We start from the raw sequence: 17,286 nt of genomic DNA, 5'->3' as shown, positions 1-17,286 counted from the left end.
GGCGATGCCCCAGGATGGGCTGAGTAACAAATGTAGCTAACAACCCTGCGGCTTCAAATACGAAGGGTATACTTGGTAGGCTTCGGCCTACCCTTTTTTCTGTTAGGAGCAGACATGAAAACCTTAAACGTTGATGTCGCCGTAATTGGCGGCGGCACGGCCGGACTTGGCGCTTATCGCGCAGCCAAACTGTCAACGCCAAGTGTGGTGATGATTGAAGGTGGCGAATACGGTACCACCTGTGCTCGCGTCGGTTGCATGCCATCCAAACTGTTGATTGCAGCGGCAGAAGCCGTACACCATATTGAAAAAGCGCCTAGATTTGGTATTCATCCGCAAGGTGACATTCTGATTAATGGCCGTGAAGTGATGAGTCGTGTTAAACGTGAGCGCGACCGGTTTGTTGGTTTTGTGCTGGAAGGCGTAGATAACATTCCAGCCGCCGATAAAATTCAAGGCTATGCCCGTTTTCTTGATGACAATACGCTACAAGTTGATGATCATACTCGTATTGTTGCGCAGCGTATCGTGATTGCGACTGGCTCCCGCCCAACCTGGCCCACCGCCTGGAATGAGCTGGGTGACCGACTGATAGTTAATGATGATGTGTTTAGCTGGGATGACCTACCCGAATCTGTCGCGGTATTCGGGCCAGGCGTTATTGGTCTGGAACTTGGTCAGGCACTGCATCGGCTGGGTGTTCAGGTAAAAATGTTCGGTGTCGGTGGTAGTGTCGGCCCACTGACTGACAGCATTGTACGTAATTACGCAGCGAAAACGTTGAGTGAAGAGTTCTATCTTGATCCTGACGTGAAAGTTGAAGTCATGCAGCGTGAGGGGGATAAAGTCTTTATCCGCTATCTGGATAACACCGGCAAACTGCAAGAGATCATGGTTGATTATGTTTTAGCAGCCACTGGTCGCCGCCCTAATGTAGATAAACTGGGGCTGGAAAATACGTCCCTCGCTCTTGATGCGCGCGGTGTACCACAAGCTGATCGACTCACGATGCAAACTAGCGTGCCACATATTTTTATCGCTGGTGATGCAAGTAACCAATTGCCGTTACTGCATGAGGCCAGCGATCAGGCCCGCATCGCTGGGGTGAACGCTGGGGGCTTCCCCGAAGTGGTCCCCGGCTTACGTCGTAGCCCTATTTCGGTCGTTTTTTCTGACCCACAAATTGCGATGGTAGGCTCGACCTTCCGTGAGTTGTCACAAAAATTTAGTGCATGCGGTTGTTTTGACATCGGTGAAGTCTCTTTTGAAAATCAGGGTCGCTCGCGAGTGATGCTGAAAAATAAAGGTATTTTGCGCGTTTATGGCGAGCAGGGCACTGGCCGGTTCTTGGGTGCTGAGATGATAGGGCCGAGTGCTGAACATATCGCACATCTATTGGCTTGGGCACATCAACAGCAGATGACCATCAATCAAATGCTGGATATGCCGTTTTATCACCCAGTTATTGAAGAAGGCTTACGTACCGCTCTGCGTGATTTGCAGTCCAAGTTAAGATTGGGCACCGATGAGGCTGAACGCTGCCTACGCTGCCCAGGCGACTAATTTTACTCGCCGATGCTCTCTGTTTTCCCATGCCGGGCTTTATGCCCGGCTTTTTTATTCCTTATTTTTGCGCACTGCTTCCATGAATTGAATCATCTTACTTGGCATGTGAAGCCGTAATGCCCACTGTTTGTTCAATTGTAATCGTTTTAAAACGGCACTTATGTGGCCTACCACTATTGATTTGATACCAATAATGATACTAAAATGGAGACACAATGAAAGACATGGACAGTCGGGTTGCTCAGATTACAGCTAACCCCGCAGGGGTTAAATTCCGCGAACTCGTCAAAATCTGTAATTTTTACTTTGGCTTTCCCAGGCATTACTCCAGTAGCCATCATGTTTATGGTACTCCCTGGCAAGGGGATCCTCGGATCAACATTCAAAAGGACAGCAGCGGAATGGCCAAGTTTTATCAGGTAAAACAAGTTATTGCTGCGTTGGCTAAACTCAAGGAAATGGATAATGGTTAACATCGAACACTATACGTACCGAATTACCTGGTCAGCAGAAGATGATGAGTTTGTTGGTTTATGTGCAGAATTCCCCAGTTTGTCATGGCTTGCAAAGGAACGTGTCGAAGCCCTGGCAGGGATAACTGCGTTGGTTGCCGATATTCTGCGCGATATACAGGCTAATGGTGAAACACCGCCACAACCTTTGGCAGAAAAGCACTATAGCGGGAAATTGGTTCTTCGCTTACCGCCAGAGCAACACCGGCGTCTGGCAATTAATGCCTCGGAAGAAGGGGTTAGCCTAAACCGTTATCTGTGCGCTCGGTTGGCTGTCTGAATAAGATTAGACAGGGGTAAAATTTACCCCCTCTGTTTGGTCAAATAACTCACTCTATAGATTGCTGGCTCATAACTACTATCACTGGCTTTTATTTTTTAAATCAAAACTAATGGGCAGAGCTAATGTTATCTGCCCATGCAATAACAACTCAGTAGGTGGCTTGGGTAATGGCTGAGCACGTTTAATAAGTGCCAGTGCTTCATGATCTAAAATAGCAGCCCCGCTGCTTTTTATAAGCTGAGCAGATAGAACATGCCCATCTTTATTGACCACAAAACGGATAGTGGCGATACCTTGTTGTCGCTGTTTTCTGGCTCTGGGTGGATAGCGTTTAAACTCCACCAGATGCCCTTGCAAGCGGCTTCGCCAATTCATTTTAACCTTTTGTTTATGCAAGGAATCACTATTTGCTGCGGCAGCAATTTGATGGCTCTCGCCAGAGAGTGTTGTGCTGGCTACGGCTGCTGGCGGAGAGGGCTTATTGCGGTTTTCTGGTGTTTCCTCAATGACAGGTTTACGCGGTTTCATTACTTGTTGTTGTGGACGTTTTATTTTCACTGGTTCTTCTTCAGTGATTTCCAACTCTTTCTCAACTAGCAGTACAGCATTAGGTTGTTCAGGTGCTGTCAGCAAATTACTCACGTCTTCTGGTTGAGCTTCCTGTTGTTCAACCTCCGGCTCGTTAAAAGTCTGTTGTATTCCCACCACCGGATTTTGCTCCACGTTTTGGGTGAACTGCGTTTCTGCCGACAAGGTAAGCATCACTGCCGCTGGGGCGTCATCAGGATGTTTAACAAGTACAGACTCCGTACTCAGCAACCAGAGCAGATACATATGGGTACTGCTGGCAAGCATAGCACTCCCCCACCAAAGAAGAATGCTGTTGTTATTCCGTCTTATCTTCATGAATTAAATCACTATATTCCTTTATTTCAAATAAGTTACTCCAAGTAACTTGCCAAAATTTTATTCTTCGGCAAATGCTACATGCAGGCGGTCCGCTAGCGGTTTAAACAGATAATTGAGCAATGACCTTTCTCCCGTTCGAATAAATACATCAACAGACATACCGGGCCGGATGGCTAACTCCGTATTAGACATATCAATCGCGACGGTTAAAGGATAATAAGGCTGTAAGGTTTGCGGATGCTGTATGCGGTCAGCTCCGACATGTAATACAGTTCCGTATAACTTAGGGGTATTACTCTGATTAAAAGCAGAAAAATTGAGATCGACGGGTAAGCCAGCCTTGGCTTTATCAATTAGCTCTACCGGTAACTGGGCTTCAACTAATAACGGTTGCCCACGAGGGACCAACTCCATTAATGTTTGCCCACTACTTACCACTCCCCCCACCGTATGCTGTGCCAGAGCAATAATTGCACCACTGACCGGAGCATATATCCGAGTATTATCCAACTCATATTCCGCTATGTTCAAACGCTGTTTCAGCTCTTGGGTATTTTGCTGCGCTTTCGCTAATTGCTCGCGATTCTCACTTTTATACTGTTCGTGCCGTTGTGAAATATGCTGCTTGGTTTCATCGATCAGTTTATGAGCCTCTTCAATGTCGCTGGTATCCTGCTCCACCCGCGCATGCAGTGAAATCGCCTGACGCTCCATATCCAGTAACTGATTTTTGGCAACATGACCATTTCTCGCCAGCAATTGAATACTTTGTAACTGGCGCTGGAATAAGTCAGATTGGCGCTGATTGTTACGTCGCATCGCCTGCAAGCCATTCAACCGGTCTTGATGACGAGTAATTTGCGCAGATAGCCGAGCAATCTCACTCAATTGAGCCTGGCGACGGTGATGGAAAAGTTGTTGTTGCAAGATAATATTGCGTTCAACCAAAGGTTGGGCTGGGTTCAGGAATAATGTTTGGGGGAAAGTAATTTCGTCCACACCGTCCTGCTCGGCGGTTAAACGGGCTTCCTGCGCCAAAGCACTTATATATTGATTTTGTAGACTATCCCGCTGGCTACGAATCACCGAGTCATCCATGGTGATTAATAATTGCCCTACGGTTACTTCGTCCCCTTCAGCAATATGTAACTGTTGGATACGCCCCCCTTGCAGGGGCTGAATAACTTTGCGATTTTCAGCAACTACAACCTGCCCCATAACCGCAATTCCTTTATCCAGCGGCGCCAGCCCGGCCCAAAGTAAAAAGCCAATAAAACCACCGATAACAAGTAACCCACCGAGGCTTAGATAGTAGCCACTGTTTATCTGGGGCCGTAATCGGTTTTGCTGCTGATGGCTTTCATCAGTAACTGGCAAACGGCTTGATTCAAGTAGCATCTTTTTATCTCCCTCCATGGGCTTCATTTTTGTGATGCAGTACGAATGGGCGCAACACCGTATGACACACCGCTACCCCAACCATTACGTGTGTTAAATGGTTTGCTCTCAGATTCAACTGCCGCGTTATCCTTGATTTTCAATATGCTTTGGGTGCGATCAAACAATTCCATTTGCCCATTGTTCAAAAACAATAAGTAATCGCTGCCCGATAGCAGTTCTGGTTTATGGGTAACCATCACAATTGTGCTGCCCTGCCGTTTTAACTGGCTGATGCCTGCCAATAAGGCTTTCTCACCTTCTTTATCTAAACTGGCATTTGGCTCATCTAATACGATAAGCCGTGGTACACCGTATACGGCTCGCGCTAATGCAATTCGCTGCCGCTGGCCACCAGATAACCCCTCGCCTTCATCCCCTAGTTGAGAGTCATAACCTTGCGGCAGATGCAGAATCAAGTCGTGTACGTCGGCTAATTGTGCGGCAGCGATAACTTTTTCATTATCAACCGGCCCAAAACGCGCAATATTCTCAGCAATTGAACCGCGAAATAGCTGAATATCCTGGGGTAGATAACCGATGAATGTCCCTAAATGGTTTTTATCCCACTGAGAAAGGTCTGCACTATCCAGACGAACCGAACCACTGAATGCAGATTGACTTGCGACCAACAGCTTCGCCAGAGTAGATTTGCCACTGCCTGACGGCCCCAAAACACCAAGAACATCACCGGGTTGCAGTTCAAAGTTGATGGATTGCAATACCGGTATATGTGTTCCCGGTTTGCAAACTGTCAGTTGTTTCACGCTTAATTTGCCCTGCGGAGGCGGCAAAACCATACCGGTAGTGGGTTGAGGGTATTGTGCCAATAGATCAGACAGACGTTGGTAAGCAAGCCGCGTGTGACTCCATTGTTTCCAAACTGCAATTACTTGATCAATTGGCCCTAACACACGGCCAACCAAGATAGAGCCAGCAATCATCACCCCGGCGGTAATAGCACCCTCTATAACCAACAACGCACCTAGCCCCAACATCGTTGACTGCAACGCCTGACGGCTAGATTTGGATAAGGCTGTCACGCGGCTACTTTTATCGCTGGCAACATTCTGCTGATAGAGAAATTGTGAGTGCTGCCTCAGCCAGCGTTCACGTAGGGCTTTTAACATCCCCATGGCTTGAATGGCATCAGCATTGCGCAAATTCGCATTAGCTTGCTGTGTTGCTTGAACTGTGGTTATTGAGGCTTCTTTTAGTGGTTTTTTACATATCCAATGATTGAGCCAAGCTAGAAATATCAACATGCAAGCACCGGCTGCTGCCAGCGCCCCCAACCAAGGATGAAGGAGAAAAATTACCAGCAAATAGAATGGGAACCACGGTGCATCAAAAAAGGCAAACAGCGCATTACCGGTAGCAAACTGACGCAGAGAAGTTAGATCATTTAACGCCTGAGCCGCTGGCGTTTTATGGCCCATAAGTTGGGAGGCAAAAGCGGCATTAAATACTCGCTGATTAAGCTGCATATCAATACGTGTCCCCAGCCGGATAACTACCGCACTGCGAATCCATTCTAATAGCCCAATAAAGGCAAATATGCCCAACACCAGAATTGTCAGCATTAATAGCGTCATGGTATTTGCTGAAGCGAGAACACGATCATAAACTTGTAGCATGTAGATTGTGGGTGCCAACATCAGCAGATTAATTACTGCGGTAAATAACCCTATGCCCCAGAGGCTTTTTTTATGATGGGCCAGTACTGAAAGAATTGTTGGCGATACCGACGAAGAGCTGGCGTTCTTGCTTGATTCCATGGCATCCATTTCCATACAGAATTTATATTTTTCGTAAAAAATTCTGCGGCTGATATTAGATTAAAGTAATATATTCATCAGGAAAAATTATTTTTCGGGAGGAAGTTATTTTCAGCAAAGCAAAAATATTAACTACCGCCGATATAAGTATGAAAAAGCAAACCAAAAGATATGGCGGTAGTATTATTTATCCAACCAGAAAATCATTTGTGAGCTGCCTTTATTACACGGCCAATAATGCTTCGCCGCCTTCTGTTACGCCCACAGTATCAATGATTGGCGAATCAGTAATAACGTCAAACTGACTGGCAAGTGCCATATCTTTGAGTGGTGTGTTTATATCGATACCTTGCGCCTGGAGGAGTTCCAACATTGGGACAGCATTACCTCTCAACAAATTGTATACGCCTTCACCCTCGCCACCTTGGTAAGGTTTTCCTGGCGCTGCATGCATCGCTCTAGACAATGAACATACTGAATAATAAAAGTCACCGTCAATGTTTAAACCCTCTACGCTCAACTGTACTTGATCAAGCTGCTTTGGGGTTGGAGTGTTACCTGTATTAGAGGTATTATCTGTATTAGGAATAAACGAGTTACCAAACGCTAAAGATTGGATATAATTCCCCCTCTCAATGAGGCCATTATCCCCCCATAGAGTGCCACTAATAATTAGCGCGACTGGCCCATCAGGGTTTTGAAACTCAGCTAGCGCGATTCTATTATTGTTCATATCAGTAGCGCCAGAAAAAGTATAGTTCTCATGAATGTTGGATATATTAACAAAGTCATCATACGCCTTAGCCCACTGGTGAGCATAGGAAGAAATAGTTTCATTTTTAAAGTGTTCTTGGTACTTAATAGTCACTGTCATAATGATACCTATTAATTTTAAATTATACCATATCTCATCATTGAGACACCTTTACCACCGAGTAAATTATTTAATTCACTCAAATGATTTTAAAGTTAATATACGAAACCTAACATTGTTAAATGTTAAACGGCTAATAATAGTTCACTACTATCAGCCACAGTGTCAATAACTGGCGCTTCAATAATAACGTCAAACTGACTGGCAACCGCCAAGTCTTTGAGCGGCGTGTTTACATCAATGCCTTTTGATGTGAGGATTTTCAGTATGGCAGAATTATCCCCTCTCAGTAGGCCATATACACCAAGATTCATATCACTTGGATAGTTATTATCTATGAGCATTGCATAATGAGCTTCTAAAAAAGAGATATCCATATCATCTGAAATATCTAACCCGCTGAATTCCAATTGTACTTGCTGGAGTTGAAGTTGATGAAACTGCGGATCCTCCAGGTTAATATCAGGAATAGGGATTAAATGCGCACCAAATTGCAGACTTTCTTTGTCACCGGGAATGATGGGGGATATTTCGGATAAATTAACTCCGTTAGCCTCCATAACCATCGCCGCATGCACTCCCTTAGACTCCATCACTATTGCGGCTTTACTTTGAGGAGAGTTATTTTGAATCGCAATTTTTAAACCAACGGTGGGTGGATTTGGGCCAGCCGAGTAAATACCATATCCTGCGTCTCTCGATTCCTGGGCTATATCGGCTATATCACCAAAATCATTGGCCCACCAGTAGGTATAAGAAGAAATAGTTTCATTTTTAAATTCTTCATGATACTTGATAATCACTGTCATATTAAAATCCTTTTAATTAACAATATATTCATTATTAAATTATATTGTTCTACAAACAGACCAATAAACTTATCTGAATATAATAGTTATATAATAGTTTAAATATCAATATGAACCACCGCCGCAGCCAAGAAAAAGCCAGATATACCAGAGTACGGCGGTGGCGCAATTACACTTGTTAAAAATAGACTGACAATATTACACAGCAGCGAGAATCAACCAGAAAATCCTTTCCCAGTGATTCTATTTATTAAGCGGCTAACAACATATCGCTGCTTTCAATCACACCAACGGTATCAATCATTGGTGCATCTGACGCCATAACGTCAAATTGGCTGGCGATTGGCATATCCTTCAGTGGGGTATTCACATCAATACCCTTAGCGGAGAGGATTTCCAACAATGGTTCTGCATTGCCTCTCATCAAACCGTAAGTGGCTTTATGCATATCCCCTTGATGGTTTTCTACTATTGTTTTGGTAGGGTCAAATTCACCGGTCAGATCTATGCCACTCAATTTCACTTGCACTTGGTCAAGCTCTTTAGCAGTGATATCTGAGTTATCTTTCAAGTATTCACCCAACTCCAAGTTTGCCATTTTCCCGTAGAAGGTATGGTGGGCAATATTATAGTTCAAATCACCCTCTACGATCATTGCAGTACTAGCACCACTATGAGAGCTGCCAATTGAATATTGGGTACCACTAAACCACCCCCCGCCAGAAAATTGGCCAACGTCCTTGGCATAGCCTGGTGCCTGCGTGTCTTTTATATCACCATGAGTGGTAGCCCACTGCTGAGTATAAGAGGTTAGAGTGTCGTTACTGAATTGGCTTTGATATTTTATGGTTACTGTCATGATAAATTTCCTTATTGTTAACAACCATTATATGACTCATCACTGAGTCAGTGTGACTACAGACGAAGTTATTATTCCATCTGAAGATTTTAAATTCATATTTAGTATGTTTATTTAAGGTTTCATATTTAACATTGATAACTAAAATTTATATTCAAAACCGCCCTGAATAGTTCGACCACGATTTGGCGCAAAAGAAAGTGAATCACCATAACTGACTATATAAGCGCGATTAGTTATATTTTCTATTGTACTACGCAAAGTTAAATTATTAGTTACCTTATAACTAGCATAAAGATCAAATAAGGTATATTTCGGCCAATCCGCAACATAAGCGGTATTAGCGTGGCCGTAGCTATTAACAACCGATGCGTCTTGATGTCCTTTGTTATAGCGAATAATGGTGCCGAGATCCAGCTTTTTATCAAATAATCTTCCACCTAAAGTTAAACTGCCACGATCACCGGGCAAATAAGCAGAAGAACCAAATAAGTTATTCCCCGCCAAGCAATCAATCATATTGTTTGTTTTATCATTTTCGAGAGGATAAATACCATCCTTATTAGATGTAAAGGTTTGCGCTCCACCTAACCAAGCCCTTTTAGAACAAAAGTTATTAACACCAATCATTCTGGTATAATTTAAACTGGTATAAAAAAAACCCATGTCATAGCTTAATTGATATTCCAGACCACGAAAACGGGCTGCCAATAAATTATTAATGTAGGTAGCATTTGCAAAGGAACCGGAACCTAGTAGTGGTTTGGTCTTGGATAATTCAAGATTAATATAATTGCTGACGCGGGTATCAAAGTAGGCCATTTTGGCCACCAGGCGGTCTTGTTCACTAAACAGATTACTGTGTTGAATATTAATGCCCGCTTCCCAGGCTTTAGAATGCTCTGCGGCCAGGAACGGATTGGGCAAAATCCAGCCGTGACCATGTGCACTGCCGGTCGCCAGCACTTCGGTAATCGCCGGTGGCCGCCAGGATTTGCCGTAATTACCAAAAAACTCCAGCCACTGCACACCAGGTTTGATACCGATAGCCAAGGTGGGTGAAAGCTGTTGTTCACGGCGATCCACATCCCAGGTCATTTTGACCGTGTGATTATAGGAGCACCGCCTGTTTTCAGCGAGATGTTGCTCATGTATCTTTGTGTTGCATGGGTTTTCACGGGAATAGTTGCCAAGGAAAGATTTGCTCTGCATCCAGGTATTACCCTTTAAGCGAAATTGATCATAACGCAGGCCACCTTCCAGCCGCAGCCAGTCTGCATGTTCGTAATTCAACTGGGCAAAGGTGCTGGTCATGGTGCGCTTGCCGGGTGGGGTGACACCCAGCATTGTTTCTTGAGTTGAGTTGCCGGTGGAGCGGTCACTAAACCACTCGAGGCCATATTTGACTTGTAATTGATGGTGGTCGGCGAAGGTAAAGTAATTGGTATTTTGCAGTTGTAAACCACGGGTGTTCAAACGGGTTTGAGTCCAAAACTTTTTACAAAAAACGGCATCAGAACACAGGGTATCGGTTTCATCATTGGTATCAACGTAATAGATTTTAGTCGCCACATCCAGCCAGGCAATATGTTCAGGCTTGAGGCTATAATCCAACCCTATATTACGGTTCAGCACATCACTTACGCTGCTCTTTTTCCAGCCCATTCTATCTCTACGGTAGGGATCTGACTTATCGACAATCTGCGTTAACATACTGGCATTGGGGCTATTTATTTGCGTTTGCAAATAGCTGAGTACCAGCCGTTGGTCGGCGGGCAGATTCCAGCCCAGTTTAGCGAGCTGTGAGCTCATTTTATAGTTGGCAAATTCAACTTTGTTATTTGTAATTTCTCTGCCTAAAAGTGGGGCGGCTTCTCTGCCAAAACGAAGAGCACCAATATCCCCTTTATTGCCGGGCCAATAATCTTTTAGATTGCGCTCACTGGCAGCAATTAATAGATCACCATATTCATTACCCAGCGCCAGAATACCACCACCAATAAACTGAGTGCCGTTATCACCGGTCATGGCACGTATTTGCCCCCCCAGTTCTTTGCCCGGTTCGAGGAAATCACTGGCATTGACCGTATTAAAGGTGGCAACCCCACCAATGACGCCAGCACCACCCATACCGCTGGTGGCCCCCTTTTCAATCACAACACTACTCAATATTTCTGGATCGATATACATCACACCATGGCGCTGACCATGGCCACTTTTCATAAAGTTTTGCCGCATGCCGTCAATATTCATATTGACGCGGCCGTAGTCTTGGATGCCACGGATATTCACGGAAAGCGCGGGGTCTTGCTGGCTGACGCTGGAATAGACACCGGGAGTTTGTTCCAATATATCTGCCGCATGGCGGGCAGGGCGATTATCCAGTTGTTCGCGGGAGATTTCACTGACGGAGTGCAACTCATCATATACCCAGTCACCGTCCTGGGAATTATTTACACCTTCTATTTTTAGTTTATCCAATACCATATCATTTTCAGCCGAAGGGGTTACCGTTGCCTCCGCACGAACTTTGCCAGAATAGCCTTGCGCTGTTGCCAGAGCTATAAATATACCAAGGGCAATTTTATTCATTGAGGTTATTATTTTTCTTTTATCTCTCACTATATTGTCCATTTATTAGATCTCATCCTTACGATATGAATATAATTAACCTGTTAACTATTTAGTTATTGAATAGCAGACGTAATAATGACCAGCAATAAAGCTAATGCCGGGCAACCAGAGAGGCTTGAACAAAGAAAAGTCATTATCCATTAACGATATGACTTACCTTTTTCAAAATAGAAAAATCATAAAGAATTAAATCTAATAGCAGCCCAGCCACTTTATTAATGGATCAGGTAATGCAGGAATAAAATAGGTTTTCGGCTATTTTGAATTATATGTCTCTATTTTTAATCTTAGTAGAGGTTTCACTACAACGCCACTGGTTGATAATGATTATTATAATCATTAAGAGGTATAAACTCAACTGAATATTAAAATTAAAATCTTATTAGGCTGAAAATATTGGCTTTATCGTATGCGTAAAATAAGTAAAAATAATTATTGGTGTAACGCTAATTAAAATAAAACAGTATGAAAAGCAACATGAAATTTATTTCTAATACTTTTAAATGTAAAATGGGCCACTATAAAGCGGCCCATTATCAATATTAATAGCTAACTAATTAAATTAGGCGTGCTTTCGCTTCTGCAATAGCAGAAGCCACCTGCTGTGGCGAAACGCCACCTTTAGCAACACGTTTATCCAGGCAAGATTGCAATGCCAGAATAGGATAGACATCATCGCCAATCACCGCGCTGAACTTCTGCAAATCAAGCAGTGATAATGCTTCCAGCGCTTTGCCCTGACGAATAGCTTCAACGACGGCTTCACCAACAATATGGTGCGCTTCACGGAAGGGTACGCCTTTGGCGACCAGATAATCAGCCAGCTCAGTGGCGTTAGCGTAACCCTGTTCTGCCGCCTCTTTACAACGTGGGCGTTTTACCTGAATACCGTCTAACACCAGTGCCGCCATATGCAGGCAGTCGAGCCAGGTATCCAGCGCATCAAACAGCCCTTCTTTGTCTTCCTGCATGTCTTTGTTATAGGCAAGAGGCAAGCCTTTCAGCGTCATCATCATTCCGGTCAATGCACCCTGTACCCGGCCACATTTACCGCGAATTAATTCCAACGCATCTGGGTTTTTCTTCTGTGGCATCAGCGAAGAACCGGAGGTCACGCGATCGGATAAATCAACGAAAGCCGCTTCGCCGCTATTGAAGAAGATCAGATCCTCAGCAAAACGAGATAAATGCACCATGCCGATGCTGGCATCAGACAGTAGTTCTAAGACGTGGTCGCGGTCTGAAACACTGTCGAGGCTGTTGCGAGTGGCAGAGGCAAAGCCTAACCAGCCAGCCAGTTGTTCGCGATCGATGGCATAGGCAGTACCTGCCAATGCGCCACTGCCTAACGGGCTAACATCCAAGCGCGTCAGGGTATCTTGCAGGCGGCTTTGGTCACGAGACAGCATTTCTGCATATGCCAGGCACCAGTGAGCAAAAGTCACTGGTTGCGCACGTTGCAAGTGGGTATAACCCGGCATCACCGCATCCTGATTCGCTTCGGCTGTGGCAACCAACGCCTGCTGCAACTGCTTCACCGCAGTTTGTAATTCAGTGATCTGGAACTTGCACCACAATTTCAGATCGGTCGCTACCTGATCATTACGGCTACGGCCGGTATGCAGTTTTTTGCCTAAATCACCCACTTTATCAATCAGTTTGGTTTCAACCCAACTGTGAATATCTTCGGCATCACTGTGCAAAATAGCCTGTGGATCAGCCTGCACTTCTGCCAGCAATGCATCAAGTGCCTGCTCCAGTTGTTGCTGTTCGGTAGCCGTTAATACCCCAACCGTCACCAGTGCTTTTGACCAGGCAACAGAACCGGTAATATCCTGCTCCGCTAGCCGGTAATCAAACCGCAGTGAATCGTTGAATTGCTTGAAACGCTGATCTGCCGCCTGACTAAACCGCCCGCCCCACAATGCCATAATCTTTCTTCCCTAGTTTCAGAATAAAAACTCATAATATACCCAAAGTAGTTGGAGTGGCAGCAAGGCAGCAAACGCACAAATCCCGTTGAGCTGACTCAAGCCAGTGATTCGGGTGAGTAAGAGCCGCTAACACCGCTGCAACTTCAAATAAGAAGGGTATTTAGGCCAGAATACGCGTGCCAATTGGCTCACCATTAAACAGTGCCGGTAACTGATCCGCATGACGCCAACTGGCAATATCTACCGGGCGGCCTAATGAGCGTGCTGCATCCAGCGCTGCATTCACTTTAACTACCATACCATCGGTAATGATGCCCTGAGCAATGAGTTGCTCGGCCTTTTGCGCCGTCATTTCAGCAATCCGTTGGCCTTTGCCATCCAGAATACCGCTAACATCAGACAGTAAAATCAAATCAGCCCCAAGGGTGGCGGCTAACGCGGTGGCCGCCTGATCGGCATTCACATTCATCAGTTGGCCGTCGGCAGTAATACCAATGGAACTGATAATGGGCATGTAATCCGCAGCCAGCAAGGTTTGCACTAACGCAGGTGAACCCGGTTGAGCGTTACCCACATGCCCCAATTCGGCATCCAGTAGCGTTACCGATACGGTTCCGCCATCGCCCAAACACAAGCCAACAGCATTAATGTTATGTTTTACCGCCCAAGCCAGCAGGGTTTTGTTAGCGGTGCCTGCCAGTGCGCCGGTAATAATATCAATCTGGTCAGCAGGGGTGACACGCAAGCCGTTTTTCTTCACTACCGGCAAAGCGAGTTTTTTCATCAGATCGTCAACCAGACAACCGCCACCGTGCATAATCACTAGCGGGCGCTCATGCTTCTCGCGATAAGTCACCAATGCAGTAAACAGGCGTTCCAGCGCTTCTTCGCTGTCGAGCAATACGCCACCTAATTTAATGACTAACGGATTCATTTTTTTGCGCCTTATTTAATCGGGTAAAAATTCATAGGTCTGCGGGCATGAACGCAATTGGTTCGTATGACCGCAACCAGTTATTTCGGCTAGTGACTTACCTTGCCCCACAACAGAGACTCGGTTTCTGTAAAACCAAAACGTATATTCATGCATTGCACAGCCTGAGCTGCCGCACCTTTTAGTAGGTTATCTTCAGTGGCGACAATAATTAAATGTTCGCCTTGCACTGAGAAACCGATATCGCAGAAAGGCAAACCAACCACCGCTTTCAACGCGGGAACACCGTGCTGATACAACCGCACCAGCGGTTTATCCTGATAAGCATGGTGATACGCGTCAGCAATATCTTGCGCCGTCACACCCGCGTTCAGGCGGCAGGTAATGGTCGCCAGAATACCGCGGGCGAAATTACCCAAGTGGGGGGTAAAAATAACGGGTGTGCCAAGGTGAGCTACAATTTCTGGGTGATGACGATGATTGAACAAGCCGTATGGCTGCAAACTGACTTCACAGAAACTGTTGCCGATACTGGCCTTACGCCCTGCGCCGCTGACGCCACTGACTGCATTAATCACCGGCCACTGTGCTTCATTCAATAATTTATTATCAACCAACGGCTTAAGCGCTAATTGTGATGCGGTTGGATAGCAGCCAGGAACGGCGATCAACTGTGCCTGCTTAATCTCTTCTGCCTGCCATTCAGCTAGCCCATAAACGGCTTTATCCAGCCAGTCGGGATGTTTATGTTCAAAACCATAATACTGGCGGTAAAACGCCGCATCTTTCACCCGAAACGCACCGGAGAGATCGAATACGACACAACCGGCAGCTAAAAATTGTGGCGCTAAATCATGACTGACCTCATGGGCGGTAGCGAGGAACACAACATCAACCCCTTTTGCCGCCTGAGCCACATCCACCAAGGGTTGCAGCGGGAGATCAATAATGCCTTTTAGCTGCGGATGCAGGTCAGAAAGTAATTTTCCTGCATCTGCACTTTGCGCTGAAACCGTTAAACCGGTTATGTTCATATGTGGGTGACGACTCAGGTAAGCCGTAAGCTCGGCTCCGGCATAACCACTGGCACCAACAATTAGCGTATTCAACATGGGTTCAGTTCACCTTACCCTTCGTACTTGACGTTGCAGCAGTGCTCATTACTCACTTGCTGCCTACCTGCAACGCCAAGTCCTTTGGGTACAAAAATGTAATTCGGTATAAAGACATAAGTAGTCAAAACCGGTATTTGGGTTTTCAGCAAGGTTTTGCTGTTCCCCTCGTGATTGAGCGTTGACATTTTCGTAAATTTAAGGGTGTTTTTCGGTTCCCTTACGCTCAAGCTTAATGTATTTTTATTCATAATTACTGCATGAATATTGATACTATCCTAACCAAAGGCTGTCAACAGTGAAGATGAAATTACCTCCATTTATTGAGCTGTATCGGGCGTTAATCGCGACGCCATCGATCAGCGCAACCGATAGCGCTCTCGATCAAAGTAATGAGGCGTTAATCAACTTGTTGGCCGGATGGTTTGTAGACTTGGGTTTTCGCGTCGAGATCCAACCCGTGCCCGATACACGCCACAAATTTAATCTGCTTGCCTCTATTGGTGAAAAAAACATCGGAAAAGGCAATGGTGGATTATTGCTGGCGGGCCATACCGATACGGTGCCTTTTGATGAAGGGCGTTGGACCCGTGACCCGTTCACCCTGACCGAACATGACAATAAGTTGTATGGTTTAGGTACCGCCGACATGAAAGGCTTTTTTGCTTTTATTCTGGATGCGGTGCGCGATATCGATGCCAGCAAACTGAGCAAGCCACTGTATATTCTGGCGACCGCCGATGAAGAAACTACCATGGCGGGCGCGCGCTATTTTGCCGCCTCCAGCCAGTTGCGCCCAGACTTTGCCATTATCGGTGAGCCAACCTCGCTGCAACCGGTGCGGGCGCACAAAGGGCATATTTCCAATGCTATTCGTATTACCGGCCAGTCCGGGCACTCTAGCGATCCAGCTCGTGGGGTTAATGCCATTGATTTAATGCATGAATCTATCACTGAATTGATGAAGCTGCGCACCAGGTTGCAAGAGCGTTATCACAATCCGGCGTTTACCATTCCGTATCCCACCATGAATTTTGGTCATATTAACGGCGGTGATGCGGCAAACCGTATCTGTGCTTGCTGTGAATTGCATATGGATATCCGCCCGTTGCCAGGCCTGACATTAAGTGATCTGAACGGGTTGATGACCGAAGCGCTGGCTCCGGTAAGTCAACGCTGGCCGGGCCGTTTGAGCATTGACGAACTGCATCCGCCGATCCCAGGCTATGAATGCCCAACCGATCACCATATGGTAGGGGTTATCGAGAAATTATTGGGTGAGCGTACTGCGGTGGTGAACTACTGCACCGAAGCGCCGTTTATCCAGCAAGTGTGCCCAACCTTGGTGCTGGGACCCGGCTCGATCGATCAGGCCCATCAGCCAGATGAATTTATCGATGTGGCCTTTATCGAGCCAACCCGCGAGCTGATTGGTCAGTTGGTTGACCATTTCTGCCAGCAGTAATTACCTCTTATGGGGTAGGCGATCAATTTTGCCTATTAGGAAGACTGATAACCTGACCTTGGTAATTAAATTTCAGCAATATCCCTAAAATTGATGTTTTTTTGCTAAAAATAGTGTCAATTGGAGTATGGAATTGAACGTGGCGAGTGGAATTGTCCATCTCGGCCTTTTGGGTGAAAT

General features: G+C 45.6%; 14 protein-coding genes. 4 read left to right on the top strand and 10 right to left on the bottom strand.

Annotation, left to right across the window (positions count from 1 at the left end; translation table 11 throughout):
* Positions 1-114 precede the first annotated feature (114 nt).
* The 3 genes from EL015_RS00615 (at position 115) to EL015_RS00605 (ending at position 2,358) form a co-directional block, all read left to right on the top strand.
* Complete coding sequence (locus EL015_RS00615) at positions 115-1,563, top strand: dihydrolipoyl dehydrogenase (RefSeq protein ID WP_005192122.1); 1,449 nt, start codon at positions 115-117, stop codon at positions 1,561-1,563.
* A 218-nt stretch (positions 1,564-1,781) separates the two neighbouring features.
* Positions 1,782-2,039, top strand: coding sequence for a hypothetical protein (locus EL015_RS00610; protein WP_005192126.1), 258 nt, complete (start codon positions 1,782-1,784; stop codon positions 2,037-2,039).
* On the top strand, positions 2,032-2,358 hold the full coding sequence (locus tag EL015_RS00605; RefSeq protein ID WP_032907868.1) for a type II toxin-antitoxin system HicB family antitoxin: 327 nt from the start codon (positions 2,032-2,034) through the stop codon (positions 2,356-2,358). Before EL015_RS00610 ends, EL015_RS00605 begins: the two co-directional genes overlap by 8 nt.
* A gap of 81 nt (positions 2,359-2,439) precedes the next feature.
* Here EL015_RS00605 and EL015_RS00600 read toward each other — a convergent pair whose 3' ends face one another.
* From EL015_RS00600 to argC, 10 genes are all read right to left on the bottom strand, one after another.
* On the bottom strand, positions 2,440-3,267 hold the full coding sequence (locus tag EL015_RS00600; protein WP_032907869.1) for an energy transducer TonB family protein: 828 nt from the start codon (positions 3,265-3,267) through the stop codon (positions 2,440-2,442).
* Positions 3,268-3,327: 60 nt separating this feature from the next.
* On the bottom strand, positions 3,328-4,668 hold the full coding sequence (locus tag EL015_RS00595) for an HlyD family type I secretion periplasmic adaptor subunit (protein WP_032907871.1): 1,341 nt from the start codon (positions 4,666-4,668) through the stop codon (positions 3,328-3,330).
* 23 nt (positions 4,669-4,691) lie between these two features.
* Entirely contained in the window at positions 4,692-6,485 is a 1,794-nt protein-coding gene (locus EL015_RS00590) for a type I secretion system permease/ATPase (RefSeq protein ID WP_032907872.1), read from the bottom strand.
* A 223-nt stretch (positions 6,486-6,708) separates the two neighbouring features.
* A complete protein-coding gene (locus EL015_RS00585; protein ID WP_005192144.1) occupies positions 6,709-7,359 on the bottom strand; it encodes a heme acquisition protein HasA in 651 nt (216 codons plus the stop codon).
* Positions 7,360-7,484: 125 nt separating this feature from the next.
* The gene (locus EL015_RS00580) at positions 7,485-8,168 is read right to left on the bottom strand and encodes a heme acquisition protein HasA (protein WP_005192147.1); all 684 of its coding nucleotides are present in this window, start codon (positions 8,166-8,168) and stop codon (positions 7,485-7,487) included.
* A gap of 250 nt (positions 8,169-8,418) precedes the next feature.
* Complete coding sequence (locus EL015_RS00575; RefSeq protein WP_005192150.1) at positions 8,419-9,027, bottom strand: heme acquisition protein HasA; 609 nt, start codon at positions 9,025-9,027, stop codon at positions 8,419-8,421.
* Between the two features lie 141 nt (positions 9,028-9,168).
* Positions 9,169-11,661 carry a TonB-dependent hemoglobin/transferrin/lactoferrin family receptor gene (locus tag EL015_RS00570; RefSeq protein ID WP_032907874.1) on the bottom strand — a complete coding sequence of 831 codons (2,493 nt, stop codon included), beginning with the start codon at positions 11,659-11,661 and terminating at the stop codon, positions 9,169-9,171.
* A 557-nt stretch (positions 11,662-12,218) separates the two neighbouring features.
* Positions 12,219-13,592, bottom strand: coding sequence for an argininosuccinate lyase (argH, locus tag EL015_RS00565; RefSeq protein ID WP_005192156.1), 1,374 nt, complete (start codon positions 13,590-13,592; stop codon positions 12,219-12,221).
* A gap of 163 nt (positions 13,593-13,755) precedes the next feature.
* Positions 13,756-14,529, bottom strand: a complete 774-nt coding sequence (gene argB, locus EL015_RS00560) for an acetylglutamate kinase (RefSeq protein WP_005192161.1) — start codon at positions 14,527-14,529, stop codon at positions 13,756-13,758.
* Positions 14,530-14,618: 89 nt separating this feature from the next.
* Positions 14,619-15,641 (bottom strand): N-acetyl-gamma-glutamyl-phosphate reductase, encoded by a 1,023-nt coding sequence (gene argC / locus EL015_RS00555; protein ID WP_005192164.1) that lies wholly within the window; start codon positions 15,639-15,641, stop codon positions 14,619-14,621.
* 304 nt (positions 15,642-15,945) lie between these two features.
* Between argC and argE the strand changes: the two genes are divergently transcribed.
* Positions 15,946-17,106, top strand: a complete 1,161-nt coding sequence (argE, locus tag EL015_RS00550) for an acetylornithine deacetylase (RefSeq protein WP_005192168.1) — start codon at positions 15,946-15,948, stop codon at positions 17,104-17,106.
* Positions 17,107-17,286: the final 180 nt, after the last annotated feature.

Origin of the sequence: Yersinia intermedia (genome assembly GCF_900635455.1) — a bacterium.
GTDB classification, from domain to species: domain Bacteria; phylum Pseudomonadota; class Gammaproteobacteria; order Enterobacterales; family Enterobacteriaceae; genus Yersinia; species Yersinia intermedia.
Note: the sequence above shows the minus strand (reverse complement) of the source record. Positions and strands in the feature narration are given on the sequence as shown.